Source organism: Sphingomonas sp. LR59 (assembly GCF_036855945.1).
In the GTDB taxonomy this organism is placed as follows: Bacteria; Pseudomonadota; Alphaproteobacteria; order Sphingomonadales; family Sphingomonadaceae; genus Sphingomonas.
This window is the reverse complement of sequence record NZ_JASPFL010000001.1, coordinates 1,406,915-1,433,148: the sequence shown is the minus strand read 5'-3', so window position 1 is coordinate 1,433,148 and position 26,234 is coordinate 1,406,915. Positions and strand designations below refer to the sequence as shown.

The following is a 26,234-nucleotide window of genomic DNA, read 5'->3' as shown; positions in this document are numbered from 1 at the left end:
GATCGCCTGGCGTTCTATTCTGCGTCGGTCAGGCGAACCGTCGCTGTTGCGGCCTCCAGCGGATCCGCAAGGATCGTTTCGCCGAGCGATGCCAGCACCGCGGCCGCGAGCGCGTCGAGGCCGTAGGGCTTCTCCAGCATGATCGCATCGGTTTCGTCCGCGACCGACGCCGTATCCCCCGTCGCGAAGACGATGCCGACGCCCGGACGCAACGCCCGCGCGGTCCGTGCGAAGTCCGGCCCGGATACGCCCGGCAGGTTTACGTCGGTCACCAGCGCGTCGATCGGCACGGTCTGGAGCGCGGTCATCGCGTCCTCCGCGCTGGCTGCGTCGACCACCACGAAACCGCTGCCCTGCAACATCTCGGCGGTGTTGGCGCGGATCAGCGCGTCGTCCTCGACCAGCAGCACGGTGCGCCGGGCAGGCGTGTCGAGCCGGCGATCGGCCTCGATCCGCGCATCGCGCGCGGCCTTCGCCGAAGTGCTGCCCGAGCGCTGGCGATTGGCGAGCACCTGGCGGAATTTCCGCGCAAGGGCTTCCCGCGTGTATGGCTTCGACAATAGCTCGAGACCCGCATCGAGCTTGCCGCCATGGACGATCGAGTTCTCGGTATAGCCAGACGTGAACAGCACCGCGAGATCGGGCAGGCGTTCCTTGGCCTTCCGCGCGAGTTCGGGGCTTTTCAGCGTGCCGGGCATCACGACGTCGGTGAACAGGATATCGATCGGCACGCCGCTCTCGACCACGTTCAGCGCGCTGGCCGCATCGACTGCCTTCAGCACGCTGTAGCCGAGATCGGTCAGCAACTCGACGACCGTGCCGCGCACCTCGTCGTCATCCTCGACCACCAATACGGTCTCGGTGCCGCCGGAGATCGGGCTGGCATCGGCGACGACCTCGACGTCCTCGCTCTCCATCGCGCGCGGGAGGTAGAGCTTGATCGTGGTGCCTTCGCCGACCTCGGAATAGATCTTCACATGGCCGCCGGACTGTTTGACGAAGCCATAGACCATCGACAGGCCGAGGCCCGAGCCCTTGCCCTCGCTCTTGGTCGAGAAGAACGGTTCGAAGACCTTTTCGATGATCTCCGGGCTCATGCCGGTGCCGGTGTCGGACACGGCGAGCATGACATATTGTCCTGCCTCGACCTCGTCATGACCCTGTGCATAACTGTCGTCGAGGTGCGCGTTGCCGAGCTCGATCGTCAGCTTGCCCTGGCCCTCCATCGCGTCGCGCGCATTGATCGCGAGGTTCAGGAGCGCGTTCTCGATCTGCGCGGGGTCGATGAAGGTGTTCCACAGGCCACCGCCGACCACGGTCTCGATCTCGATGCCTTCGCCGATCGCGCGACGGAGCATGTCGTCCATGCCGCGCACGAACCGCGTGACGTTGACGACCTTAGGCTCGAGCGCCTGGCGACGCCCGAACGCGAGCAGCTGCGCGGCGAGCTTCGACCCGCGCGAGACGCCGGCCATTGCATTCTCGACCCAACGTTCGGCGCGCGCGTTGCCGGCGAGATTCTTGCCGAGCAGCTGGAGATTGCCCGAGACGACCTGGAGCAGATTGTTGAAGTCGTGTGCGACGCCGCCGGTGAGCTTGCCGACCGTCTCCATCTTCTGCGACTGGGCGAGCTTGGCTTCGGCCTGGCGACGTTCGTCGATCTCGCGGATGACGCGCGCTTCGAGCGTCTCGTTGAGCTGGCGGAGCTGATCCTCGGCGCGCTCGCGGTGGCGGACTTGCCGCGCGAGCGCCTCGGCCTGTTCGCGCAAGGCGGCCTCGGCAGCGCGCTGATGCGTGATGTCGGTGTGGACGCCGACCCATTCGAGGATTTCGCCGGCGTGGTCGAACATCGGCAGGCCGCGTACCGCGAAAGTGCGCCACGTCCCGCAGTGCCGACGGACGCGGTGCTCGAAAACGAACATCGACTTGCTAAGGACGGCGGCAGTCCACGCCTTGATCGTCGACGCCACATCGTCCGGGTGGATCGCGTCGGCCCAGCCGAAATTCTGGTATTCGTCGATCGACTGGCCGGTCAGCGCCGCCCAACCGGGCTGTTCGCCGATCATCCGGCCATCCGGGCTGTTGGTCCAGAGTACGCCGTGGACCGCGTCCATCGCGGTGCGGAAGCGGCCATTGCTGATGCCGATCGCCGCTTCGCGCTCGGCGCGCTCCTCGACGTCGATGCCGAGCACGTAGATGCCAGGGATCGTGCCATCCGCCGCGATGTGTGGCACGTAACGAAATTCGGCACGGCGCGCGCGACCGTCGCGGTGCGGAAAGACGGTCTGCGCGGTGAAGCTTTCGCCGGCCAGCGCCCGGTCGAATGAGGGGCGGCGATCCTGATAGACCGCGTCGCCGAGGACGTCGCGGACGGGTCTGCCGATCATGGCTTCGGGGTTGGCGCCCAGCCACTCCTCGTACTGCGCATTCGCCAGGCGATAGACGTGATCGCGGTCGATGTACGAGATCAGCATGGGCACCGCATCGGTGATCCGGCGCAGTTCGGCTTCGCTGGCGGCGAGACGGTGCTCGGCTTCGACCCGGCCGGTATTGTCGACCATCGTGCAGAGCACGCCGCCGACGCCGGCATGCGGGCGGTAGACGGGCGTGTAGAACAGGTCGAGCGTCAGCGTCTCGGGGCCGTCGGGGCGCTGGAACAGGATCGGCTGATCGCGATAGGCGACGGTCTCGCCGCGGAAGCCGGCTTCGAGGACGGCGCGGTTCCAGTCCCACACTTCGGGGAACGCGGTCGCGACCGGGCTGCCGAGCGCGGCGGGATGGCGATCGCCGGCCACGGCGCGGTAGCTGTCGTTGTAGAGCATGATGTGCTCGGGACCCCACATCACGACCTTGGCGACCGGCGAGTTGAGGATGTTGGCGAGCGTGACGCGGAGCTCGGCGGGCCACGAGTCGATCGGGCCGAGCGAGGTCGCGCTCCAGTCGCGCTGGCGGACCAGCATGCCGCATTCGCCGCCACCGATCAGGCTTTCGCTCGACGATGTCGCTTCGCCGTCGCGCATCCGTTCGAGTGCGGTGCGGAGAATCGTGGTGGCGTCGCCGTGGCCGGCGGCGGCGAGATCGTCGATATAGCCTGCAAGGTCGTCTGGCAGGGAAATGGTGCGCGACGCGACTGGGGTTGTCATGCCGGACTAGTGCGTATGCGGCGCACGCGTGTCAATGAATTCGCGTGGTTAGGGATGGCATGCGCCGTATCCAGACACCCGTCACCCCAGCGAAAGCTGGGGTATCCCCGTGACGAGCGATCCTTGCGCCAAGCTTGATACCCCAGCTTTCGCTGGGGTGACGGCGTTTGAATGCGTCGGCCGCAGCAGCTTCCGGCGGACACCGTGCCACCGGCAGAACCCAAGAGGGCGCTTCCGTACGGCAGCGCCCTCTTCCCTATCACTTCGAGTCGATCAGCCCTCGGTGCGCGGCAGGTTCAGCGGGTTGCCGTGCTTGACCGCCTTGGGCAGCAGTGCGTCGGGCAGATCCTGGTAGCAGACCGGGCGCAGGAAGCGCTCGATCGCCGCGGTGCCGACCGACGTCGTGCGTGGGTCCGAGGTGGCCGGGAAGGGGCCGCCATGCACCATCGCCGGCGCGACCTCGACACCCGTCGGCCAACCGTTTGCGAGGATCTGCCCGGCCTTGCGCTCGAGCACCGGCACCAGCGCGGCGGCGTCGGCATAGTCGCCCTCGTCGATCTGCAGCGTGATCGTGAGCTGACCCTCGATCTTTTCGAGAACGCTGTGAACCTCGGCCAGATCGGCGCAACGGACGATGATCGAGGCTGCCCCGAACACTTCATGCGACAGCGCGGGGTCGGCGACGAACGCCTTGCCGGTGGTCGAGAACAGCGCGGCGCGACCGCGGTTGGCGCCCTCGGCCTCGGTGCCGCGCGCGACCGTCTCGACCGAGTCGTGCCCGGCGAGCGCCGATACGCCCTGCTCGTAGCTGGCATGGATGCCCGGGGTGAGCATCACCTGCGGCGCGGCCTCACCCAAGGCGGCAGCCGCTGCCTCGACGAACACGTCGAGATCGGGGCTATCGACCGCGACGACGATGCCGGGGTTGGTGCAGAACTGCCCCGACCCCATCGTCAGCGACCCGACATACGCCTTGCCAAGCGCCTCGCCGCGCGCCGCGAGCGCGGCGGGGAACAGGATGACCGGGTTGATGCTGCTCATCTCGGCATAGACCGGGATCGGCTCGGGACGCGCTGCGGCGAGCTTGACCAGCGCGAGGCCACCGCCACGCGACCCGGTAAAGCCGACCGCCTTGATCCGCGGATCGGTCACGAGCGCCGCGCCGAGCTCGTTCGCCGGACCCTGAACCAGCGAGAACACGCCCTCGGGCAAGCCGCATTTGGCGACCGCGGCCTGGATCGCCTTGCCGACCATCACCGACGTTCCGGGATGCGCAGGGTGCCCCTTCACCACGACCGGGCAACCGGCCGCCAGCGCGGAGGCGGTGTCGCCGCCCGCGACCGAGAAGGCGAGCGGGAAGTTCGACGCCCCGAACACCGCGACCGGACCGACCGCGATCCGACGCTGGCGGAGGTCGGACCGTGGCATCGGCTTGCGGTCGGGCTGTGCCTCGTCGATCACGACCGAGGCCCAGGTGCCGGCGCGCAGATGCTTGGCGAACAGGCGAAGCTGGCCGGTGGTACGACCGCGCTCACCCTCGAGACGCGGGCGGGGCAGGCCGCTTTCCTGGATCGCGCGCGCGACGAGCGGCTCGTGGATCGCCTCGATCTCGTCGGCGATCGTCTCGAGAAATACTGCGCGAGCCTCGGGATCGATCTCGCGGAAAACGTCGAACGCCGCTGCGGCGAGCGTGCAGGCCTCGGCGACATCGGCCTCGCTCGATACCGCGAAGGCGGGCTCGATCTTCGCGTCGGTCGACGGGTCGATCGCGAGGAAGGTGACGTCGCTGCTCACGGCGCGCGCGCCGATCGGGAAGGTGCCGTCCATATCAAGTCTCCAGGTCAGTCGATGCCCGCCGGATCATCACGTCGGGGCCAGCGAGCGTTGCGCATGCAGTATTAGTGGGAGCGGTAACACGCAAGCGCAAGCCAAGCGTGATCGCGGTGCAACGGCTTCGACGGCGTTGCCATCACGGCGCCACGACCGACGGAAGGATGCCTTCAAACTGGGTTTGCCCCGCGAGGGAATGGGTGAGCGTAAGGTCGCCATTATGGCCGCGAACGATCTGGCGAGCGAGGGCCAGCCCTATTCCGCTGCCCGCCTGTTTCGTCGTGAAAAAGGGTCGGAAGATGTCCTTCAGGTTCTCAGCAGGAATACCGGGTCCGTTGTCCGTCATGGTTATGCGCGTTTCGCCGACGCGGGCCTGGATAGCCAGCGTGACGTGAGGAGTGGGCGTGGCGTCCAACGCCTCCGCTGCGTTTTGCAGCACCGCCCAAATTGCGGCGGTCAATTGATCAGGATCGGCCAGCAGAAACGCCGGCGCCTCCTCAAGATCGGCGGTGAAGGCGATGTGGGGCCATCTGATCGTGAACAACGCCGCAAGGTCGTTCACAAATCCCGTGAGCGGGATCCGCGCGGGGATCGGCAAGGGCAGCTTTGCGAGCGTACGGTAGCTTTCGCCGAAACGATGCAGGCTGGCGGCGCGGCGCGCGACCGTCTCGATCGCCTCGCGGATCTTGGGCAGCGCAGGCTCGGGATCGTCGAGCATCGCCACCGCGGTCTCGGCGAGCGAGGCGATCGGGGTAAGCGCGTTGACGATCTCGTGGCTCAGCACCTGGACGAGGTCGCGCAGCGCCGCAGCCTCGGCCGCCTTCAGTTCGGCGTCGATGTCAATCAGCGCGCCGATCCGCGTCATCCGGCCGGTCAGCGCGAGATCGCCGGTCGCTAGCGCGAAGCTGCGGACGTCGGCGTCGTGGCCGATGTCGATCGTCGCGGTGCGGCCGGGGCGGGTCTCCGAGAGCGCCGCGACGAGCCCCTCGGGTGGATCGGCGACCAGATCGCTGGCGCCGAGCAAGCGCCGCGCGGCGCGGTTGACGACGCGCAGCCGACCGTCGTCGAGCGCGACCAGCGGTGCGGGCGACAGATCGAGATAGGCGTTCAGGCGGCGCCGTTCCTCTTCTCCGGGGAAAACGGGCGCGGGGGGCGGGGGTGCCGGCGGCCGTCGAGGACCGCGATCGACCAGGTCGAGCGCGGCGATCCAGACCGTGATCAGCGCGGCAAGCAATGCGGTGGCGTACAGGCCGCGCATGGCGGCAACCGCGCCGCCTGCACCGGCCGCGGCGATCACCAATGCGCGCAACATCGCGCGCGCCTGGTCAGAGGCCATAGCGCGCCATCCGTCGATACAACGCGGCGCGCGTCAGACCGAGCTGGGCGGCGGCACGGCTGACGTTGAAGGCATGGCGTTCGAGCGCTGCGGTGATCAGGGACTCTTCGTTACGTGCCAGCGACAGGTCGGGTGCGAACGCCGCGGGCTCGGCGGTGGCGGGTGACAGCATGAGGTCGCCATTGCCGAGCAGTACCGCGCGTTCGATCGTCTGGCGCAGACCGCGGACGTTGTCGGGCCAGCGATCCGCGGCGATCGCGCGCGCCGCATCTTCGTCGAGCGCTATGCTCGGCCTGCCATGGCGGTACGCGAACAGCGCGAGGAAATGGCGGGCGAGCACCACCGCGTCGCCGACGCGATCGACGAGCGGATACAACGGGATTTCGATCGTGGCGACCCGGTCGAGCATGTCTTCGCCGATCGCCCCCGGATCCCGATGCGATCCAGCCGCGCGGTCGCTATGACGCGAATGCCATCTAACGCAGCCAGCAGAACGCCGTTGAACGCACGTGGCAGTCGGTCGATATGGTCGATCACCAGCATCCCACCAGCTGCGGCCGCAGTGCGTTCGGCGATAGCCGCGGCGTCCGCCGCCTCGGCATCCAGTGTGACGAGCGGCAAATGGGCATGCGGCGAGGCCTGATGGATCAGCCGGGCGATCAGCGTCTTGCCGGTGCCCGCAGCCCCGTGGACGAGGATCGGCGCGGTGGTCGGCGCGACGCGGGCGATCAGGTCGCGCGCGCGCGCGATCCCGGCGCTTTCGCCGAGCAGGATGCCGTCATGGACAGGCGGTGTCGCGGCGGTCTCCAGCCTCGCGCGGCGCAGCGCCAGACCGCGCTCGACCGTGGTCAGCAGCCGTTCGTTGTTCCAGGGCTTGATCACGAAATCGGTCGCGCCGCTGCGCATCGCTCGCACTGCCACCGCGATCCCGCTATGCCCGGTGACGACGATCACGACCGCGCGCGCGTCCGCGGCGATCAGCCGGTCGAGCATCGTGAAGCCCTCTTCGCCGGTGGTCCGCCCGCGCGCGAAATTCAGATCGAGCAGGATGACGTCGATCGGTTCGCCCGCGAGCAAGACCCAGGCCGCCTCCGGGTTCGCCGCGGTCGACACGCGCATCCCGTGCCGCTCGAGCAACAACCGCGCCGCCTTGGCGATGTCGGGATCGTCGTCAATGACCAGGATATGCGATTCGGTTGACATGACCGGCATAGTGTCCGGAAACGGACAGTTGGTACAGTAGCAGTGACCGCTCCGGCGCTTTCCTCAAGAAAGCCAACTAATAACAGCGGTTTAGGTTCGCTTCGTTCGATCCCGTACACTGTCCGCATGACGGAGACGACCCCTACAGGAACCGGTGCCGCGATGGACCGGCGTATCGAGCGTCCGCACGCCCGGCGGCGCAAGCGGATCGTGCGCGGTGCGCTTGTACTCGCCGTGCTGGCTGCGGCGGTGCTGCTGTGGTTGTTGATGCCCGGCGCCAATGCGCTGACCGTCGATGCCGCCGCGATCCGTACCGGTGACGTCGTGCGCGCACCGTTCCGCGATTTCGTGCCACTCCGCGCCGAGGTGGCGCCGTTGCGGACCGTGTTCGTCACCGCGATCTCGGGCGGACAGGTCGCCGAACTCGCCGCAAGCGACGGCGCGATGGTCGCGGCCGGCACGCCGCTCGCGCGGCTGTCCAATCCATCGCTCGAACTCGACGTCGCCAGCCGCTCGGCCGATATCGTCGGGCAATTGAGCGCGATCAGCGGCCAGCGGCTGTCGGTCCAGAACACCCGGCAGGATGGCGCACGCGATCTGGCCGAGGCACGCAACGCGCTGTCCAAGGCGTGGACGTTGCTCGCGCAGAAGCAGGTGCTGTTCGACCGGGGGATCATCACGCGCGCCGCGATTGATCCGGTGCGCGAGGATGTCGGCTATCAGCAGGCGCGCGTTTCGGCGCTCGATCGCGGGACCGCGGAAGTGGGCGCGACGCTGGCGGATCAGTCCTCGGGCATCGCCGCCACCGCGCGGCAGTTGCGCGAGAGCCTGGCGATGGTCCGCGCGAGCCTGTCCGCGCTGGTGCTGCGCGCGCCGGTCGCGGGACGGCTGACCGCCTTCACGTTGCAACCCGGCCAGACGCTCAAGAGCGGCGACGCGGTCGGCCAGATCGACTCCGAAGGACAGTGGAAGCTGACCGCCGATGTCGATCAATTCTACCTCGGACGCGTCCGGGCCGGGCTGGCGGCGACCGCGGATATCGACGGACGCAGCTATCCGATGTCCGTCATCAAGATCCTGCCACAGGTGACCGAAGGCCGGTTTCGCGTCGAGCTTGGTTTCGTGGGGCTGCACCCACGGGACTGAACCGCGGCCAGACGCTCGACGTCCGCCTCGTGCTCGGCGCGGACCGGCCCGCGGTGGTCGCGCCCTCTGGCGGCTGGCTCGATGCGGGCGGCACCACCGCGTTCGTGCTCGACGGTGACAAGAAGGCCGTCAGGCGGGCGATCGTCACCGGCCGACGCAATCCGGACCAGGTCGAGATCGTCTCCGGCCTCGCCCCCGGCGAACGGATCGTAACCACCGCGCTCGGCACCTACACCCCCTTCCAGACCCTCATCATCCGATAGGATTCGATATGATCCAGCTACAGGACCTCAGCCGCACCTATGCCTCGGACGAGATCGAGACGACCGCGCTCGGCGGTATCGACCTGCTCGTCGAGGCGGGGGAATTCGTCGCGATCATGGGGCCGTCGGGGTGCGGAAAATCGACGCTGCTTAACATCATCGGCACGATCGACCGGCCGACCGATGGACGCTATCTCTTCGAAGGCGCCGATATCGCGCGCGCTCCCGAGGCCGAACTCGCCAGGCTGCGCCGCGACAGGCTGGGCTTCGTGTTCCAGAGCTTCAACCTGATCGATGAGCTGACGATCGCCGAGAACGTCGCGCTGGGGCTCGCCTATCGGACGATGCCCGCGCGCGAGAAGAAGGAGCGGGTTGCGGCGGCGATGGACCGGGTCGGCATCGCGCACCGCCAGCGTCATCACCCGCACCAATTGTCGGGCGGCCAGCAACAGCGCGCCGCGATCGCCCGCGCGATCGTCGGCGAGCCGCGGCTGATCCTCGCCGACGAGCCGACCGGCAACCTCGATACCGAGAACGGCGCACAGGTGATGGACATCCTCGGCCAGCTGAACGCGGAGGGCGCGACGATCGTGATGGTCACGCACAGCCCGTCGCACGCCGATATCGCCAAGCGGACGGTGCACATGCTCGATGGCCGCATCCTGTCGTCGGCACGGCGGGCGGCCTGATGCGCCGCTCGCTCCAGATGCTCGTGCTGATGCTCCTCGTGGTGGTCCTCGTCCGCCATCTCGCGGCGACCAAGCCTGGGGCCAAGTCCGGCCCCAAGCCCGGCCCCGATTCCGCAAGCGAAGCCTGAAGGAACCGCCATGTCCGCGCTCACCAGTCTCTATCGTTCGCTCGCGCATCACCGGCTGTTCGCGCTGCTCAACATCGGCGGTCTCGCACTCGGGATTGCGACGTTCCTCGTCCTGTTTCTCTTCGTGCAATTCGAGACCGGGTACGACCGCGTATTGCCGCAACAGGACCGCTTGTGGGTGATGGAGGAGCGCTACGTGATGCCGGGCTACCCGGCGGACACCAATCCGAGCACGATGGGCAGCGAGCTCAAGATCCTGCAGGCGGACTATCCGCAGTTGGTCGGCACGCGCTACATGAACATGGCGGCGACGGTGCAACAGGGCGGGCAGGCGACCGCCGAGGATTTGGGCACGGTCGACCCGAACTTCTTCGATCTCATGCGCTTTCCCGCGGTCGAAGGCGATCCGGCAGCAACGCTCGCCGATCCGAACGGCTTGGTCGTCACCCAGAAGACAGCGCGGAAATATTTCGGGAGCCAGTCGGCGATCGGCCGAACGCTGCAACTGTCGATCGATGGGACGACCTATCCCTACAAGGTCGGGGCGGTTCTGCGCGACATGCCCGACGACGTCACCTTCAAGAGCGAGATGTTCGCGCAAATCTCACGGACTCGCTTCGGCAACGAATGGTGGGAGCATTGGGGCAGCGCGTCGCTGACCACGTTCCTGCGGTTTCCCGATGCGGTGGCAGCGCGGGCGTTCGAGGCGCAACTGCCGGCGTTCCTCGACCGGCACGCCTATGCCGACCACAATCTCAAAAAGGGCGAGTATTTCCAGTCGCTGCGACCGCTGACCGCGATGCATCTATATAGTCCGGGCGATCGCGCGATCGTCACGACCTTGGGGGCGGTCGGGCTGCTGACGCTGCTGATCGCGATCGTGAACTACGTCAATCTGGCCACCGCCCGTGCCGGGTTGCGCGCGCGCGAGGTGGCGATGCGCAAGGTGCTGGGCGGCACGCGGCGGTCGCTCATCCGCCAGTTCCTGGGCGAGGCGCTGGCGACCGTCGCGGTGGCGGCGCTGATCGGGCTCGCGCTTGCCGAGATCGCGCTGCCGTTCGTCAACGCGCTTGGCGGAACGTCGCTGGCGATCCGCTATGTCGGTTGGGACGGCGTCGTCCTGCCGCTGGTCCTGCTGGTCCTGGGCATAGCACTGGTCGCGGGGCTGTATCCCGCGTTCGTGTTGTCGGGGTTTCGCCCGGCGGCGGTGCTCGCCTCGACGCGCGCGCCCGGTGGTGGGCGGAGTGGCACGAGGCTGCGGAGTGCCTTGGTGATCGTGCAGTTCGCGATCGCGATCGCATTCGCCATCGCCACCGGGGTCATGCTCAAACAGACCGAGCATATCCGTGACGCCGATCTCGGTTTTCGTCGCGACGGCTTGATGATCGTCCGCTCGCTGATGACCGGCGGGATCGACTCCCCACAGCGCGCTGCGATCCTGCGCAGCCTCGCGGCGGCGCCCGGCGTCGTCGGCGTCACCGTCGCCAACAATGCCCCGGGCGACCAGAGCACGACCAATTTCTCGGGGTACAGCCGTGCCGGCGTGTCGGGCAGCAAGATATCGTTGATGGATGTCGGCACGGGCCGCGACTATTTCCGGGTGTACGGCGCGCGTCTCGTCGCGGGGCGCCTGTTCGACGCCGCGCATGCCGACGACCGCGGCCTGTTGACGACTGCCGAACGCAAGCGGGCAGGGCCCAATGTGGTGATCAACCGGACCGCGGTGACCGCATTGGGCTTCGCGTCGCCGGCCGCGGCACTGGGACAGGCGATCAATGACGGCGAGCGGGACGCGACGATCATCGGCGTGGTCGACGACCTGCGCTTCAGGAGCCCGCGCGATGCCGTCACGCCGGTCGCCTACACCTACAACACCGTCGATATCCTCTCGCCGTTCGCAGCGGTCCGCTATGCCGGCAGCGATGCGAAGACGATGATGGCGGCGCTCGAGGCGGCCTGGAAGCGCGTCGTTCCCGGCGTTCCGTTCGAGGCGCGCTCGGTCGAGGACAATCTGTACCAGCGCTATTACAAGGCGGATGCGCAACGCTCGCGGCTGTTCACGATCGGCGCGGTGCTGGCGGTCCTGATCGGTTGCATCGGGCTTTACGGCCTGGCGGCGTTCGACACCGCACGGCGCGTGAAGGAGATCGGTATCCGCAAGACGCTCGGCGCTTCGACCGCCGAGGTGCTGCGGCTGCTGATCGGGCAGTTCCTGCGACCCGTGATCCTCGCCAACCTCGTCGCGTGGCCGCTCGCTTATGTCGCGATGCAGCGCTGGCTTGGCGGGTTCGACGACCGGATCGCGCTGTCGCCGCTGTTCTTCGTCGGCGCCTCGCTCGCCGCGGTGCTGATCGCGAGCGGCACGGTCTTCGGTCAGGCCTGGCGCGTCGCCCGTGCCGAGCCCGCGCGCGCGCTGCGTCACGAATAGGGGCCGATCGATGTCCTCAGCCTTCCTGACGCTGTACCGGTCGCTCACCCGGCATCGACTATATGCGGTGCTCAACATCGGCGGGCTCGCGCTCGGCATCGCGGTGTTCCTGGTGCTGTTCCTCTTCGTCCGCTTCGAGACCGGCTACGACCGCGCGTTGCCGGGATGGGAGCGGGTCCGTGTCGTCAAGCAGACGATGCAGTTTCCAGGGTCTCCGGAAATGGCCATTCCCTCGCCGATGCCGCTGCTCCGCCAAATCGAGAGCGACTGGCCAGAGGTCGACGGCGCGCGGTTGCTGGAGGACTCGATGCCGGTGCAGAACGGCACTATGCTCACCAAGGAGAAGGTGGCCCGCGTAGACCCGGCGTATTTTACGCTGTTTCCCCTGTCAGCGATCACCGGAAACCCCCATGCAACACTCGCGACCCCCGATGGCGCGGTGGTCACGCAGCGGATCGCCGAAACCTACTTCGGCAAGGGACCTGCGATCGGACGCACGCTGATGCTGATAATCGATGGCAAGGCGACGCCGTTTCAGGTCGGAGCGGTGATCGCCGAACCGCCGGCTGCGATGACGTACCGCCACTCCATTTATGTCGCCTTGCCGAGCGTGGATGTCGGCTTGGCAGGCGGGTCGGGCGTAGTCACCTTCCTCCGCTTTGCCGATGCACAGGACGGGGCGCGAAGGGCCGCGATGTTTCCGGCATTCCTGCGCCGCCATCCCGGTCTCAATTTCGCGGACCTGCCGCGCGACGTGCTGAAGCAGAGCTTGGTACCGGTGGCCGATGTTCATCTGGCGAACCCGACCGACCGGATCGTCGTCGGTGCCTTGGGGTCAGTCGGCGTCCTCGCGCTGCTGATTGCAATCGTGAACTATGTGAACCTCGCGACCGCGCGCGCTGGGTTGCGGGCGCGCGAAGTCGCAATCCGCAAGGTTGTCGGTGCGACCAGCCAAGAGCTCGTCGCGCAGTTCGTCGGCGAGGCGATGGTGACCGCGGCAATGGCTGGGCTGATCGGGCTGGCACTTGCCGAACTGGCGTTGCCGCTGGTCAATGTCGCTGGCGGTACGACGCTGTCGATGACGTATATCGGCACGGGATCGATCGTGCCGCCGCTTATGCTGCTGATCCTCGCGGTCGGCCTGGTCGCCGGCATCTACCCCGCGTTCATCCTGGCGGGGTTCCAGCCGGCGGCGGTGCTTGCGTCGGTCCGTTCGCCGGGTGGCCACCGTGCCGGAACGCTGCTGCGTCGCGCGATGGTCGTCGGCCAATTCGGAGTCGCGATCGGGTTGATGATCGGTACCGCGGTGCTGGTAGCCCAGACGCACCATCTCCAGGCTTCGGACGTCGGGTTCGATCGTGAAGGGCTGATCGCTCTACGCATGTTCGGGGACCAGGCCATCGACGATAGTCAGCGGCGGGCGTTCATGGCCGCGGTTGCGCGACTACCCGGTGTCATGGCGGTGGCACAATCGGCGGTGGCACCGACCGGTGGCAGCTTCGGGATCGCGGCGATGCACCGCGAGGGTGCAACCGGCACGGAGCCGATGATCGTGCGTGCCGACGTCGCGCAGGGGTTCTTTGCGACCTATGGCGCGCATCTGCTCGCCGGACGATTTCTCGATGCGCACCGCTATCGCGGTGACGACGCGCTACGCAAGGCACCCGGTGCCAGCGCGATCGTGCTGAACCGGACCGCGGTGCGAATGCTGGGTTTCGCCACCCCGCAGGCGGCGATCGGCCGTACCGTCCGCGACGCCAGCAACGCGGGCACGGGAAATAGCGCCACCGTCGTCGGGGTCATTGATGACATGCGGTTCAAATCACCCCGCGATCCGGTCGAACCGCAAGCCTATTACCAACGCGATCAGACCCTTTCGAACCCCGTCTTAGCCGTCCGTCATGCCGGCGATGGTCGCCAGTTGACGGCTGCAATGGAGACGCTCTGGCGGCGGATCGCGCCGGCCATACCCTTTGTCGCGTTGCCGGTGGATCGACAATTATACGACACCTATTACCGCGCCGATGCGCAACGGTCGCACCTGTTCATGATCGGAGCAGTGCTCGCCGTCGTGATCGGCTGTATCGGTCTCTATGGCCTAGCCGCATTCGACACCGCGCGGAGGATCAAGGAGATCGGTATCCGCAAGACGCTCGGGGCCTCGACCGGCGACGTCCTGACGCTGCTGATCGCGCAGTTCCTAGTTCCGGTCTTCGTTGCGGGAGTGATTGCAATACCGGTGTCATACCTTGCGATGACCCGCTGGTTGGCCGGGTTCGACGATCGGGTCGCGCTATCCCCCTGGCTATTCGTGGGGGCGATCGTGTTTGCCGGGAGTATCGCGACGGCAACGATCTTTGGTCAGGCATGGCGGGTCGCGCGCAGCGAGCCTGCGCGCGCCTTGCGGTACGAATAGCTCCGACGCGGCGCTCCGTAGTTCGCAACCGTTCCACGCACCCGAGGATCATGACGTTTTACACTATTCGTCCAACGAATCTGCACGGTGCGGACGACGCCGTGCGAAGAGATATTCGTTTCATGATGCCGGACGCGTTGCGGACGGTGGCGGCGCTACCATGTTGTCGGGATGCATGATGATTTGATCCGTCTCGGCCTTATCGATGACGACGACGTCGTTCTCGACGAGGCGGCGCTGGCGTTGGCGATGCCCGATCATCCCAATGTCGATCCCGATCGCGTGCTGAATGTGTTTCAGTCGATCGCGGGCAGGCTGGCCGCAATCGGCGGCGAGGCGCGTGACGCCAAGTCGCAGGCCCGGCTTCTCGCCAATGTCCTTGGCGACGAATTCGGTTTTGTCGGCGATCGAACGACGTATGATGATCCCGCCAATACCGACATGATCCGCGTTATCGAACGCCGGCGGGGGCTGCCGGTGAGCCTGTCGATCCTCTACGTCGCGGCGGCGCGACGGCTGGGTTGGACGGCGAACATGCTCGACGTTCCGGGCCATGTGCTCGTGTTGCTCGGCGAAGAAGCGGTTCCGGTCATGATCGATCCGTTTCGCGGAGGCGAGGCCGTCGATCGCGATCAACTCGTCGTACTGTTACAAACGATGGATCCCGGGCGGATCGCTGCGGCCAGCCACGTTGCCACCATGTCGAACCGGGCGATTCTGGTCCGCCTGTTGCTGAACGAGGCGACGCGGGCGGAAGCGGCAGGGGAGGGGCGCCGTGCGCTCACCCTCTACCACCGTATGACTCTCGTAGCGCCCGACTCCGGTCATGCCTGGTGGGAGCGGGCGCGTCTCGAACTCATCGGCGGCGACGTCGCCGGCACTCGCAAGAGTCTGAGTGCCATGCTGGAGATCACACGCGAGCCGGAACTGCGCGCAAAGGTCTCCAGCATATTGGCGTCCTTGCAGACGTGAGAGCCGCGTCAGGGTTCAACCGGGAATACCCCAGTTCGCATCCTCTTTGGCGGCCTTGGCGGTCCGCACCAGATGCTCGACATAGTTCTGGAAAACCGGGACCGTAAAGGTGACGAGCGTCGGCTCGCCGTTCGGCTCCTTGAACGTGAGCACGACGAAGCGGCTGCCTTCCTCGTCGAGGACCAAGCCGGCTTCCATAGCGCCGGGGCCGCTGGGCGTGATGACAGTTGGAGTCATGGACAGGTTCTCTTGGGTGCGGCGTTACGCGCTAGGCGGGCGCAGCCACCTCGCAACGCCGATGTTGTCGAATCGGCATCAATTTGCACAAGTTCGTCGACGTGTCACGGTCGCGTGCGGCGCAGATCGATGATGAGAGCGTCGATCGCGTGGCGGTCGAACGTATGCGGCGGGACGCGACGATCGGGTAATGATACCGACAGGCCGCGACGCGCGTCCGGCGGCATTGCGGCAACCGTCTCCACCACGTGGTGCAGCGGGCCTTGCTGCACCATCTCGCGGCTCGCCGCCGTTTCAGTCGTACGGTCGGTGACCCGGATCAGCGTCGCCAACTCGTTCCACGGGATACCCATGTCATTCCCCCCAGGCCACAGTCCAAAAGGGTGTTTAGCATCGTCGTCGCAAACTTAAATTGACGTGGCGCAATACGCGCGGGTTTCAGGCGGAGGCGGTCATCGTCACCGCCGCGAGGCCGTGTTCGATGATCGCGGTGCCGGCCGTCTTCACCGGCGCATCGGGACGTGTGACGCTGTCGACGGTGCGGAACTCGGTCTTCCACTGGTCGGCGGTCACCTCGCAGAGCAGGTAACCGCGCCGGTCATTGGTCCAGGCGAGGAACGGGTTGCGGTCTCGGATGCGGTCCTCTCCGACGCGGCGGTCCGCGCCATCGCCGCCCGAGGTGATCGACGTGCCGACGAACTCGACGGCGACTGCGTCCCCCTGGCCAGCCTCGGTACGTAGCACGCCTGCATAGTTCTGATGCTCGTCGCCGGTCAGGACGACGGTGTTGCCGAGTCCTTCGACCATCTTCAGCACGCGTTCGCGCGGCGCGTCGTAGCCGCCCCAGCTGTCCATATTGCGGATCGGCGTGGGCTCGTCACCGGTGCGACGGTCGAGCGGCATCATCATCACCTGCTGCGCCAGCGCGTTCCAGCGCGCCTTTTTTGCTTCAGCGCGGTCGCCAGCCACGCTTCCTGCGCGCGTCCCATGACCTGCGCCGCCGGATCCGCCCACCCCTTGCAACGCGTCTTGAAGCCATCGTCGCAGGGCTGATCGGTCCGAAATTGCCGGGTGTCGAGCAGGTGCAGGTCGAGCAAATTGCCGATCGTCGCGCGACGGTAGATCTGCATGCCGGCCGGTCCCGGAAACGCCGAACGGCGCAGCGGCATGTGCTCGTAATACGCCTGGAACGCCTCAGCCCGGCGCAGCGCGAACACTTCGGGCGGATCATTCTCCTGGTCGATCTCGCCGACCCAGTTGTTCTCGATTTCGTGATCGTCGAACGTCACGAACCACGCCGCCGCCGCATGCGCCGCCTGGAGGTCCGGGTCGGTCTTGTACTGGGCGTAACGGCGGCGATAATCGGCGAGGTCGAACAGCTTCTGCCCGGCATGCTCGCGAACGAACCGTCGCGGCTTGCCGTCATACCCGACCGGCATCGGCGCGCTTCGGCCTTCGTAGATATAGTCACCATAGTGGAAGACGAACGCCGGTTCCTCCGCTGCGAGGTGGCGATAGGCGGTATAGAGCCCATCCTCGTAGTTCTGGCACCCGGCGACCGCGAAGCGAAGCCGCTCGAGCGACGCGCCGGCGATCGGCAGTGTCCGGGCACATCCTGCCGGCGAGCGCTCGCTGCCGACGCTGAACCGGTACCAATAGGGGCGATCGGGCAGTAGGCCTTCGACCTCGACATGGACCGAATGCGCGAGTTCTGGACGTGCCAGCGCCTTGCCGCCGGCGACCAACGTCGCGAAGCGCGGATCGGTCGCGACCTGCCACGCGACCTCGACCGGCTGCATCGGCATGCCGCCATGCTCGGCCAGCGGATCGGGGGCGAGCCGCGTCCAGATGACGAAGCCGTCCGCGACCGGATCGCCCGCCGCGATGCCCAGGCGAAACGGGTAGGCGCCGAACAGCTGTTGTGCGTGCAGGATCGCCGGTGCGCCGATCATCGCTGCGGCGGCACCGATCAGGGTGCGGCGATCGAGAAGCAGGCGCGAGCTAGTGTCGGTCATGGATGTCCCGTCAGTAGAGAGGTTGGGTATGCAGAATACCGTGTCGGGTTTCGCCGCGCCGCCGTCCTGTCGGAGCGCCGCGATCTCGTGTCGGGCCGCGGCGAGATCGGCGGTGAACGCCGGGTCGCCTTGCATCGCTGACACCATCAAACGCGTCATAGGGTGAGCATCCTGCTGCCTCGGACCACAGATGAGCCCGGCTGACACGTGTCGATCATGGATCGCGAATGTGTCAGCTGCGTTGCATGGGGCCGTTTTCCCGCCATTACGGGTCTGATGTTCGAGGACAGTCCAACGCGCGAAGCCACCGCGCCTCCGCAGCGGGAGCCCTTCGTGGAGACTCTGGATCCGATATTTTGGTCCGAACAACGTCGAAGCTTTCTTGCGACCGCATATGGTGCATCGGTGTTTTACCCAATATAGGAGATGATGTATCATAACCTAAAGTATGTGAGGTCGGCAAGATGAAGAGTGCGCGTATCTACGGTGTAGACTGGCTCGATCGGGTGGCGGTGACGGGATCGGCGGCGTGCATGATCCATTGTCTGGCACTGCCGTTGCTCCTGGCTGCGGCACCGTCATTGTCCGCGATCATCGCGATCTCGAAAGCTTTCATCGCTGGGTGCTGCTGTTCGCGGCACCGGTCGCGGTGGTCGCTCTGCTAGGTGGAAACGTCAGCCACAAGGCCCCGTTGCCGCTAGGTCTCGGGCTGATCGGGATCGTGCTGATGACGATCGGCGCATTTGCGCTGCAGGAGGGAGCGGCCGAGATCGCCATGACCGTTGCCGGTAGCGTCCTGGTTGCTACGGCGCACATCATAAACCTGCGTCTGCGGCATTCCTCCTGCACCGCCTGACGGCACGATGCGCAATACGCGCTCGGTACGATATCCCGCCTCTCAAGGCCGCGCGATGGCCGCGAAATTGCGCCGGATATAATCCAGTTTGGGATCGATATAGCGGCGGCAAAAGGGCCGGTCCGGGTTGCTGCGGTAGTAATTCTGGTAGCGCGCCTCGGACGGTTTGAAGGCGACGAACGGGAGCACCATCGTCCGTGCCGGCGCTCCGGACTCGGTCGCGATATGGTCAATCATCAGCACCGCTGTCTGACGCTGATGCGCGTCGAAAACGTAGATAGCGCTGCGATACCGTCCGCCGGGGAGTAGGTTCCGTTCGCCGAATGCGTCCTCAGGTGGACCTCGGCGAGTGTTCCGAGATCGATGATCGCAGGGTCGAAATGGACCAGCACACCTTCTGACCAAGCATCCCACGGGGCGTCAGACTGAATGAAGCCCTGCTCAACCTCGACGACGCCGAGCAACGCTTGGAATACCCCTTCGGTGCACCAGTGGCAGCCACCGCCAAAGCCGATTTTTTGCATTGCCAATTCCCCAACGCTGGTTGCGACGCCATGTTACGCCGGGCGGTCAGCGGCAGACCGCCCGGAGAGTATGACCGCTGTCCCCAGCCGGCGCGCCATGGTGATGAAACGTCCGAGCCTAGCGCCCGTCAACCGAACGGACGTCGTAACATAACAGGACGGCGCCGTGATCGAGGCGATCGCAGCTTTTCAACGACAGACTGGTTTTGCCGGCAAGTCCGTCTCGACCGTATGAGACGAATGTCTGCATATTCGCACGCGCGTCCAGCGTTGGCGTGACGATGACGTTCAATTCGTCGACCAGACCCTCCGCCAGAAAGCTGCCGACGATTGCGGCACCGCCCTCCACCAGCAATCGCGTAACGCCAAGATCATCGCGCAGGACGCGAAGCGCTGCCTTAAGATCGACCTGCTCTTCAGCAGAGACGATGTAAGAAACGCCGCTGGCTGCCAGTTCCGCGAGATGCGTGTCCGAGACGTCTTTGCCGAGCAGCACCACGACGTCGTCGCCGGCTATCTTCGGCTCACCGAAGTGCAGTTCGCCGCGCGTATCGACTGTGAACGCGAACGGCTTGGCAATCCCCTTTGCGAAATGCCGTGACCGCTGGACCGTCGGGACGGCCGCAGGCCGGGTAGCCTCACCCTTCGCCATTTCCGCCATCGTCGCGCGCCCGACGAGCCAGGCATCTCCCGCCAACCGATCGTGCAGAGCCTCGTAGAGCAGGGCCCAGTCCTTCGACGTGCCGTCGGGGCTCTTGGTACACCGACTGGCGTGGAGACCGCCGTCGAGGGATGATGACATCAGGCAAATGACGTGAAGGCGATCAGGCATGTGCGAACTCCGCTACGACGTTGAAGCGCCGGTCGTGTGATACTCGACGCTGGAGATACCCATTATTGTCAGCGCGTTATAGCGCCATCACAATTAATGGGACGGTCGCTGTTCTGAGCCGGGTGCACCTGGCGAATACCGCGCCGGGCCGATCTGACGGTAATGCCCGAGCTGGGCGCGTGCGGGGTGATCCACCCCCGATTGCGTAGTTTCCGACGCTGATGCTTGGCGACTTCGATCGATAGCAGCGGGTCGAATGCTCGCTTCGGCGAGGCCCTTTGGATCGGAACAGATCATGATGCCGTGCCGAACCTCGCGCCGTATCCGTCCCGCACGGTCACTTGTCCTGCCGCTGGCCCTGACGCTTGCCACGACCCTCGCGGGCCCCGCGGTAGCGCAGGCCCCGCCGAGCATCGACGGCCGGATCGAGCAGCTCAAACCCGGCGAGTATCTCTGGGCGCCGGAGATCGCCCCCGCCGGGCCCGTCACGGTGATCGTCAGCCTCGCCACGCAAAAGGCCTATGCCTACCGCAACGGCGTGGCGATCGGCGTCTCGACCGTGTCGACCGGCGGCGATGGTCACGCGACGCCGACCGGGGTTTTCACGGTGCTCCAGAAGGACGCGGATCATGTGTCGAACGTCTACAAGGACGCGGCGATGCCGTTCATGCAGCGGCTGACTTGGGGCGGGATCGCGATGCATGCGGGCAACCTACCGGGCTATCCCGCGTCGCATGGCTGTATCCGCCTGCCGCCGGCGTTCGCCAGACTCCTGTTCGGGATCACCCGGCTGGGGATCACCGTCGTCATCACGCGCGACGCGACCGTTCCGGTGGTGGCCGCCGCGCCGGGCATGCTGACGTCGGCGGGATCGGCGGGCGGGGACTTCGCGTGGAACCCCGCCTTGTCGCCCAAGGGGCCGGTCTCGATCGTGATCAGCGGGCGCGACCGGCGCGTGGTTGTCCTGCGCAACGGTATCGAGATCGGCTCCAGCGCGATCGCGTTCGATGCGCCGATCGCGCAGACCTCGGCGTTCACGCTGCAATCGATCGATGCGGACGGCGAGCATTGGCTGCGCCTGCCACTGCCCGGCGATCCGAGAACCGGCGAACTGACCGCCGAGGACCGCGCCAAGGGGCATCTCCCGGAAAGCTTCCGCATCGCGCTGGCGACCGTGACGACGCTCGGTACGACGCTGTTGGTAACGCGCGAGACGCTGGCGAGCGCGGGCACCGGTACGCCCGTGACGATTATCGAGGCGACCGGGCAATGATCGCCGAGCGCCCGATCGACCAGCTGCACACGCCGGCGCTCATTCCGCGACCCTGGCATGCGACGTCGGCGGTGCGCGTGATGGCGTTGCTGAACACCCGTGCGGCCGGGTTGAGCGCGAGCGATGCCGCCGCACGCCTGGCCCATGACGGCCCGAACGCACTCGCGCCACCGCCCGTCGCGTCGATGCTGCGGCTGTTCGTGCGGCAGTTCGACAGTCCGCTGATCTATCTGCTGATCGCGGCGGCGGCGATCTCGCTCGGGCTTGGCCACCACACCGATGCGGGGTTCATCGGCGTCGTGCTGCTCGTCAACGCGGCGATCGGCACGGTGCAGGAGAGCAAGGCGGCCGACAGTCTGGCCGCGCTCGGCCGGATGATCGGCCAGACCGCGACCGTGCTGCGTGACGGTGCGGCGTCGGTGATCGACGCGCGCGCGCTCGTCGTCGGTGATGTCGTCGCGCTGGAGAGCGGCATGGCGGTGCCCGCCGATATCCGCCTCTCGTCGAGCAGCGCGCTGCGCGTCGATCAGTCGACCTTCACCGGCGAGTCCGTCGCGGTCGCCAAGGACCAGGCGGCGCTGTTGCCCGACAGCATGCCGCCCGGCGAGCGGACGACGATGGTGCTGGCCGGGACGATGATCGAGCAGGGGCGTGGTGGCGGCATCGTCGTCGCGACCGGCGCGGATACTGCGCTGGGGGCGATCGATGAGTCGTTACGGACCGCGAAGGCGACGCCGCCACCGCTCGTGATCCGGCTCGACCGGCTGGCGCGGCAGATCAGCCTCGCGACGATCGCGCTGATCATCCCGTTCGCGCTCGTCCTGCTGGTGCAAGGCCGGCCGGGCGACCAGATCCTGCTGCTCGCAGTTGCGTTGGCGGTGTCGGCGATCCCCGAAGGGTTGTCGATCGCGGTGACGGTTGCGCTGGCGGCGGGCACGCGGCGGATGGCGGCGCGGAACGTGATCGTCCGCTCGCTGCCCGCAGTCGAGGGGTTGGGTGCGTGCACGATCATCGCCAGCGACAAGACGGGGACGCTGACGCGGAACATCCTCTCGGTGGAAAGGATATTGCTCGCCGACGGACAAACTTTCGCGGGTGCTGACTGGGGCGCGGATGCTCTGCCGGAGATGCGTCGTGCCGCCGCGCTCTGCAACGAGGCAGCGATCGGACCCGATGGCGTGCCGGTCGGGGATTCGGTCGACGTCGCGTTGCTCCGGTTCGCGGGTGAGGGCGGCGAGGATCTGCGCGCGCTGCATGCGGTGGTGCGGACCGCGGCGCTTCCTTACGAACCAGTCCGCAAATTCTCGACCGTCGCCGTTGCCGAGGGGAAGGGCGTCCGCGTGTTCGCCAAAGGGGCGCCCGAGATCATCCGGCAGATGTGCCGCACGATCGATCCCGCCGCGTTCGCCGCCGCCGCCGCGATGGCCGGTGAAGGCTATCGCGTGATCGCGGTCGCTGCGTCTGACGGTGCGACGACCACCGACCTGACCGCGCCGAACGATCTCGTGCTGCTGGGCTGGATCGGGCTGATCGACCCGGTTCGCCCCGAAGTCCCCGCCGCGATTGCGCGCTGTGCCGAGGCGGGGATCGGCGTGCGGATGGTCACCGGCGATCATCCCGGCACCGCGTTGACGATCGCTCGCGGGCTCGGGCTTGAGGTCGCGGCCGAGCAGGTCGTCACCGGCGCGCAGATGACCGACCTCGTGGACCAACCGGAACGGCTCGCCACCCTCGTGCTCGGCGGCCGCGTGTTCGCGCGGATCGAACCGGTGCAGAAGCTGGAGATCGTCCGCATCCTCGCTGCCAGCGGCGAACTCGTCGCGGTCACCGGCGACGGGGTGAATGACGCCCCCGCGCTCCAGGCGGCGCATATCGGCGTGGCGATGGGCGTGGCCGGCACCGACGTCGCGCGCGGCGCCGCCGACCTGGTGCTCGCCGACGACAATTTCGCGTCGATCGTCGCAGGCGTCGAGGAGGGGCGTGTGACCTATGCCAACGTCCGGCGGATCGTCATCATCCTGCTCGCCACCGGGGTCGCCGAGATCGGCATGTTCATCGGCGCGGTGATGCTTGGCCTGCCGATGCCGCTGACCGCGGTGCAGCTGCTGTGGCTCAACCTCGTCACGAACGGCGCGCAGGACGTGATGCTAGGCTTTGGTCGCGGCGAGGGCGACGAACTGCGCCAGCCACCGCGTCCGCCGAGCGCGCCGATCCTCGACCGGAGCGCGATCGCGCTGATGATCCCGCCCGCACTGCTGATGACCGGGCTGGCGCTGTGCCTCGTGGCGCAGATGCGGGCCGAGGGGCGCCCGCTGGCCGAAATCCAGAACGCGGTGCTGCTGATGACGGTGCTGTTCCAGAACGCCTATGTGCTGTGCATGCGCAGCGAGCGTCGCTCGATCGTCCGCGAGCCGCTGTTCTCGAATACTTGGCTGCTGGTCGGTGTCGGCATCGCGCTGGCGTTGCAGGCGACCGCGATGCTGTGGCTGCCGCTCGGCAGCGTGCTCGGGACCACGCCGGTCTCGGCCGCGACGATGCGGTTCTGCGTCGTCGCGGTCTTCGGGACGATCGTCGTCACCGAAGTGACCAAGCAGGTGGTTGCGCTATGGCAGGGGCGCGCGTGACCGCCTTCGTCCCGAAGATCGTCACGACGATGCGTGAAGGCTATTCGCTCGCCACATTGCGCGCCGATGCGATCGCGGGCGCGACGGTCGCGGTCGTCGCGCTCCCCTTGGCGATGGCGCTTGGCATCGCGAGCGGCGCGTCACCCGACAAGGGGCTCATCACTGCGATCGTCGCAGGCTTCCTGGTATCGGCGCTCGGCGGATCGCGCGTCCAGATCGGCGGCCCCACCGGCGCTTTCGTGGTCGTGGTGTTCAGCGTGATCGCGCGGCACGGCTATGACGGGCTGATCCTGGCGACCTTGCTCGCCGGCATCATCCTGATCGTTGCGGGCTATGCGCGGCTCGGGGCGTTGATCCGGTTCATTCCCTATACCGTCGTCACCGGCTTTACCGCGGGCATCGCGGTGATCATCGCGTCGAGCCAGGTTCGTGACTTTCTCGGGCTGGCCATGGCCTCGGTGCCCGCCGACTTCGTGCCGAGATGGGCGACCTATGCGGGCGCGATCCGGACCATCGACGTCCCGACTGTTGCAGTCGGAGTAGGCGCGCTGGCCGTCATCCTGATCCTGAAGCGGATCGCACCGCGCGTGCCCGGGTTCCTGGTCGCGGTCGTGCTCGCCTCGATCTTCGTCGTCGTAAGCGGCGTGGATGTCGCAACGATCGGCTCGCGCTTTCCGGCGATGCCGAACAGGATCGCGATGCCGGCTTTCCCCGTCTGGACGCTCGCGAAGCTTCAGGCGGTGCTGCCCTCGGCGTTCACTATCGCGTTTCTTGCCGGTATTGAGGCGCTGCTCTCCGCGGTCGTCGCGGACGGGATGATCGGATCGCGGCACCGGTCGAACCAGGAACTGGTCGCGCAAGGGATCGCCAACATCGCGTCGGCGCTGTTCGGCGGGCTGCCCGCGACCGGCGCGATCGCGCGCACCGCGACCGCGATCAAGGCGGGCGCGCGGACCCCGGTCGCGGGGATGCTCCACGCGGTGTTTATCCTGCTGTTCGTGGTGTTCGGCGGGCGGCTGATGGCGTTCGTCCCGATGGCGTCGCTCGCGGCGATCCTGTTCGTCGTCGCCTGGGGGATGAGCGAGCAGGAGCGCTTCGTCGGCCTGTTGCGGATGCCCAATGGCGACCGCGCGGTGTTGCTGCTGACGTTTGGCCTGACGGTGCTGGTTGATCTGACGGTGGCGATCGGCGTCGGCGTGACGCTCGCCGCGCTGCTGTTCATGGCGCGAATGAGCGAGACGGTCGCGATCATTGGCCCCGAAGACGACGCGCCCACCGAACGCGCGGCGCTGCCTGCCGGCGTCGAAATGTTCCGGATCGACGGGCCATTCTTCTTCGGTGTCGCGGCCGGATTGATGGATACCTATCGCCGGTTGGGCAGCGTGCCGCGCGTGCTGATCCTGCGGCTGGAACGCGTGCCGATGCTCGATGCGAGCGGCGTCGCGGCGATCGCCGAGCTGCTGCGGCGGGCGGGGATGACGCATACGCGCGTTATTCTCTGCGGCATGGCCGCGCAACCGGCCGCGATGCTGGGCCGCGCCCGGCTAGGGCCGATGACCAGCACCGCCACGTATGCCGAGGCGTTGGCGATGTCGGCGTCAGGCTGAGAGCGTCATTCGCAGCATCATTGAAGCGGGATCGCCCGGGCAGGCGGACGCGATCCAGCCGCGTTCGCGTTCCAGCTCGATTGCTTGGTGATTGTCCCGGCTCTCGATAGATTCGAGCGTCGCGATACCCTTCGCACGGGCGAATGCCGCGACGTGATCGAGCAAAGTCCAGCTGATCCCGCGGCGTTTGAAGTCGGCGCGGATCGCGACGGCGACTTCGGCGCGGGTCAGGCTCTCGTCCGCCGCCAACATCGCGGTCGCGACGATCCGCCCGGTCGCGGGATCGAACGCGAGGAAGTTCTCAATATGCTCGTGGTCGACGGTGACGAGGGCGCGGAGCTGGTCGTGACCGACCTTGTGGATCGCGCTGAGGAATCGGAACCGGAGGTCCTCCCTGTCGACATGCTCGAAGAATTCCGCGAGCGCGGGTTCGTCAGCGGGCGAGGCGGGGCGGGCGTGGAAGACGTAACCGTCGCGTGTCGTCAGGTCGGCGCTCCACGACACGGCCGGGAGTGTATGTGGGGCGGTTGCGCGCTCGCTGACAAGTTCGACCATGAGAAATCCTTTGCGATTGCGCGCCGTCGATGGCGATGCACGCCGTGCTAACCGAGAAGCCTGCGTCACCGCAGCGTCGGGAAACACGTAGTTTCCGACGCTACCGGGCCGGTTGGTGCGCGCTAGGCTGCCTCCCAAGGGCGATCTCCGCCCGTCG

General features: G+C 66.9%; 21 protein-coding genes and 2 pseudogenes. 11 read left to right on the top strand and 12 right to left on the bottom strand.

Annotated features, from left to right (window positions below; all coding sequences use genetic code 11):
- Positions 1–14: 14 nt before the first annotated feature.
- The 5 genes from QP164_RS06455 to QP164_RS06435 all read right to left on the bottom strand — a co-directional run bounded on the left by QP164_RS06455 (position 15) and on the right by QP164_RS06435 (position 7,512).
- Positions 15–3,143, bottom strand: a complete 3,129-nt coding sequence (locus tag QP164_RS06455; RefSeq protein ID WP_333922591.1) for a PAS domain-containing protein — start codon at positions 3,141–3,143, stop codon at positions 15–17.
- Between the two features lie 273 nt (positions 3,144–3,416).
- Positions 3,417–4,970 (bottom strand): aldehyde dehydrogenase (NADP(+)), encoded by a 1,554-nt coding sequence (locus tag QP164_RS06450; protein WP_333922590.1) that lies wholly within the window; start codon positions 4,968–4,970, stop codon positions 3,417–3,419.
- 142 nt (positions 4,971–5,112) lie between these two features.
- A complete protein-coding gene (locus tag QP164_RS06445) occupies positions 5,113–6,309 on the bottom strand; it encodes a sensor histidine kinase (RefSeq protein WP_333922589.1) in 1,197 nt (398 codons plus the stop codon).
- Positions 6,299–6,649, bottom strand: a complete 351-nt coding sequence (locus tag QP164_RS06440) for a helix-turn-helix domain-containing protein (RefSeq protein WP_333922588.1) — start codon at positions 6,647–6,649, stop codon at positions 6,299–6,301. The genes QP164_RS06445 and QP164_RS06440 overlap by 11 nt, the downstream gene beginning before the upstream one ends.
- Positions 6,592–7,512, bottom strand: a complete 921-nt coding sequence (locus QP164_RS06435) for a response regulator (protein ID WP_333922587.1) — start codon at positions 7,510–7,512, stop codon at positions 6,592–6,594. Before QP164_RS06435 ends, QP164_RS06440 begins: the two co-directional genes overlap by 58 nt.
- A 162-nt stretch (positions 7,513–7,674) precedes the next feature.
- On the opposite strand from QP164_RS06435, the gene QP164_RS06430 reads away from it, so the two are divergent.
- The 7 genes from QP164_RS06430 to QP164_RS06400 all read left to right on the top strand — a co-directional run bounded on the left by QP164_RS06430 (position 7,675) and on the right by QP164_RS06400 (position 15,554).
- Entirely contained in the window at positions 7,675–8,658 is a 984-nt protein-coding gene (locus QP164_RS06430; RefSeq protein WP_333922586.1) for an HlyD family secretion protein, read from the top strand.
- A gap of 53 nt (positions 8,659–8,711) precedes the next feature.
- Complete coding sequence (locus QP164_RS06425) at positions 8,712–8,921, top strand: hypothetical protein (RefSeq protein WP_333922585.1); 210 nt, start codon at positions 8,712–8,714, stop codon at positions 8,919–8,921.
- Between the two features lie 8 nt (positions 8,922–8,929).
- Positions 8,930–9,610 (top strand): ABC transporter ATP-binding protein, encoded by a 681-nt coding sequence (locus tag QP164_RS06420; protein WP_132741823.1) that lies wholly within the window; start codon positions 8,930–8,932, stop codon positions 9,608–9,610.
- The gene (locus tag QP164_RS06415) at positions 9,610–9,738 is read left to right on the top strand and encodes a hypothetical protein (RefSeq protein ID WP_333922584.1); all 129 of its coding nucleotides are present in this window, start codon (positions 9,610–9,612) and stop codon (positions 9,736–9,738) included. Before QP164_RS06420 ends, QP164_RS06415 begins: the two co-directional genes overlap by 1 nt.
- A gap of 10 nt (positions 9,739–9,748) precedes the next feature.
- The gene (locus QP164_RS06410; protein ID WP_333922583.1) at positions 9,749–12,166 is read left to right on the top strand and encodes an ABC transporter permease; all 2,418 of its coding nucleotides are present in this window, start codon (positions 9,749–9,751) and stop codon (positions 12,164–12,166) included.
- Positions 12,167–12,176: 10 nt separating this feature from the next.
- Positions 12,177–14,582, top strand: a complete 2,406-nt coding sequence (locus QP164_RS06405; RefSeq protein ID WP_333922582.1) for an ABC transporter permease — start codon at positions 12,177–12,179, stop codon at positions 14,580–14,582.
- A 183-nt stretch (positions 14,583–14,765) separates the two neighbouring features.
- Entirely contained in the window at positions 14,766–15,554 is a 789-nt protein-coding gene (locus QP164_RS06400; protein WP_333922581.1) for a SirB1 family protein, read from the top strand.
- A gap of 15 nt (positions 15,555–15,569) precedes the next feature.
- Here QP164_RS06400 and QP164_RS06395 read toward each other — a convergent pair whose 3' ends face one another.
- From QP164_RS06395 to QP164_RS19790, 3 genes and pseudogenes are all read right to left on the bottom strand, one after another.
- Positions 15,570–15,791: a hypothetical protein gene (locus QP164_RS06395; protein WP_132897071.1), complete on the bottom strand. Its 222-nt coding sequence runs from the start codon at positions 15,789–15,791 to the stop codon at positions 15,570–15,572.
- 104 nt (positions 15,792–15,895) lie between these two features.
- Positions 15,896–16,144, bottom strand: a complete 249-nt coding sequence (locus tag QP164_RS06390) for a hypothetical protein (protein ID WP_333922580.1) — start codon at positions 16,142–16,144, stop codon at positions 15,896–15,898.
- A gap of 85 nt (positions 16,145–16,229) precedes the next feature.
- Positions 16,230–17,743 (bottom strand): annotated as a pseudogene (locus QP164_RS19790) (alkaline phosphatase D family protein).
- A 527-nt stretch (positions 17,744–18,270) separates the two neighbouring features.
- On the opposite strand from QP164_RS19790, the pseudogene QP164_RS06375 reads away from it, so the two are divergent.
- Positions 18,271–18,662: pseudogene (locus QP164_RS06375) on the top strand (MerC domain-containing protein).
- Positions 18,663–18,704: 42 nt separating this feature from the next.
- Here QP164_RS06375 and QP164_RS06370 read toward each other — a convergent pair.
- The 3 genes from QP164_RS06370 to QP164_RS06360 form a co-directional block, all read right to left on the bottom strand.
- Positions 18,705–18,905, bottom strand: a complete 201-nt coding sequence (locus QP164_RS06370; protein WP_333922576.1) for a hypothetical protein — start codon at positions 18,903–18,905, stop codon at positions 18,705–18,707.
- Complete coding sequence (locus tag QP164_RS06365; RefSeq protein ID WP_333922575.1) at positions 18,899–19,186, bottom strand: peptide-methionine (S)-S-oxide reductase; 288 nt, start codon at positions 19,184–19,186, stop codon at positions 18,899–18,901. Before QP164_RS06365 ends, QP164_RS06370 begins: the two co-directional genes overlap by 7 nt.
- Positions 19,187–19,304: 118 nt before the next feature.
- Complete coding sequence (locus tag QP164_RS06360; RefSeq protein ID WP_333922574.1) at positions 19,305–20,018, bottom strand: dihydrofolate reductase family protein; 714 nt, start codon at positions 20,016–20,018, stop codon at positions 19,305–19,307.
- Positions 20,019–20,313: 295 nt separating this feature from the next.
- Here QP164_RS06360 and QP164_RS06355 point away from each other — a divergent pair, with 295 nt between their 5' ends.
- Genes QP164_RS06355 through QP164_RS06345 form a run of 3 tightly spaced genes read left to right on the top strand, consistent with a single transcriptional unit; the run spans position 20,314 to position 25,522 of the window.
- Complete coding sequence (locus QP164_RS06355; RefSeq protein ID WP_333922573.1) at positions 20,314–21,291, top strand: L,D-transpeptidase family protein; 978 nt, start codon at positions 20,314–20,316, stop codon at positions 21,289–21,291.
- The gene (locus tag QP164_RS06350; RefSeq protein ID WP_333922572.1) at positions 21,288–23,915 is read left to right on the top strand and encodes a cation-translocating P-type ATPase; all 2,628 of its coding nucleotides are present in this window, start codon (positions 21,288–21,290) and stop codon (positions 23,913–23,915) included. The genes QP164_RS06355 and QP164_RS06350 overlap by 4 nt, the downstream gene beginning before the upstream one ends.
- On the top strand, positions 23,912–25,522 hold the full coding sequence (locus QP164_RS06345; protein WP_333922571.1) for a SulP family inorganic anion transporter: 1,611 nt from the start codon (positions 23,912–23,914) through the stop codon (positions 25,520–25,522). Before QP164_RS06350 ends, QP164_RS06345 begins: the two co-directional genes overlap by 4 nt.
- Here the strand turns inward: QP164_RS06345 and QP164_RS06340 are convergent.
- Entirely contained in the window at positions 25,514–26,077 is a 564-nt protein-coding gene (locus tag QP164_RS06340; protein ID WP_333922570.1) for a GNAT family N-acetyltransferase, read from the bottom strand. The genes QP164_RS06345 and QP164_RS06340 overlap by 9 nt on opposite strands.
- Between the last annotated feature and the right edge of the window lie 157 nt (positions 26,078–26,234).

Coding starts and splice junctions, on each gene's coding strand:
- QP164_RS06455 (WP_333922591.1), bottom strand. CDS start 3,143: ATGACAACCCCAGTCGCGTCGCGCACCATTTCCCTGCCAGACGACCTT.
- QP164_RS06450 (WP_333922590.1), bottom strand. CDS start 4,970: ATGGACGGCACCTTCCCGATCGGCGCGCGCGCCGTGAGCAGCGACGTC.
- QP164_RS06445 (WP_333922589.1), bottom strand. CDS start 6,309: ATGGCCTCTGACCAGGCGCGCGCGATGTTGCGCGCATTGGTGATCGCC.
- QP164_RS06435 (WP_333922587.1), bottom strand. CDS start 7,512: ATGTCAACCGAATCGCATATCCTGGTCATTGACGACGATCCCGACATC.
- QP164_RS06430 (WP_333922586.1), top strand. CDS start 7,675: ATGGACCGGCGTATCGAGCGTCCGCACGCCCGGCGGCGCAAGCGGATC.
- QP164_RS06420 (WP_132741823.1), top strand. CDS start 8,930: ATGATCCAGCTACAGGACCTCAGCCGCACCTATGCCTCGGACGAGATC.
- QP164_RS06415 (WP_333922584.1), top strand. CDS start 9,610: ATGCGCCGCTCGCTCCAGATGCTCGTGCTGATGCTCCTCGTGGTGGTC.
- QP164_RS06410 (WP_333922583.1), top strand. CDS start 9,749: ATGTCCGCGCTCACCAGTCTCTATCGTTCGCTCGCGCATCACCGGCTG.
- QP164_RS06405 (WP_333922582.1), top strand. CDS start 12,177: ATGTCCTCAGCCTTCCTGACGCTGTACCGGTCGCTCACCCGGCATCGA.
- QP164_RS06395 (WP_132897071.1), bottom strand. CDS start 15,791: ATGACTCCAACTGTCATCACGCCCAGCGGCCCCGGCGCTATGGAAGCC.
- QP164_RS06390 (WP_333922580.1), bottom strand. CDS start 16,144: ATGGGTATCCCGTGGAACGAGTTGGCGACGCTGATCCGGGTCACCGAC.
- QP164_RS06365 (WP_333922575.1), bottom strand. CDS start 19,186: ATGCAAAAAATCGGCTTTGGCGGTGGCTGCCACTGGTGCACCGAAGGG.
- QP164_RS06360 (WP_333922574.1), bottom strand. CDS start 20,018: ATGCCTGATCGCCTTCACGTCATTTGCCTGATGTCATCATCCCTCGAC.
- QP164_RS06355 (WP_333922573.1), top strand. CDS start 20,314: ATGATGCCGTGCCGAACCTCGCGCCGTATCCGTCCCGCACGGTCACTT.
- QP164_RS06350 (WP_333922572.1), top strand. CDS start 21,288: ATGATCGCCGAGCGCCCGATCGACCAGCTGCACACGCCGGCGCTCATT.
- QP164_RS06340 (WP_333922570.1), bottom strand. CDS start 26,077: ATGGTCGAACTTGTCAGCGAGCGCGCAACCGCCCCACATACACTCCCG.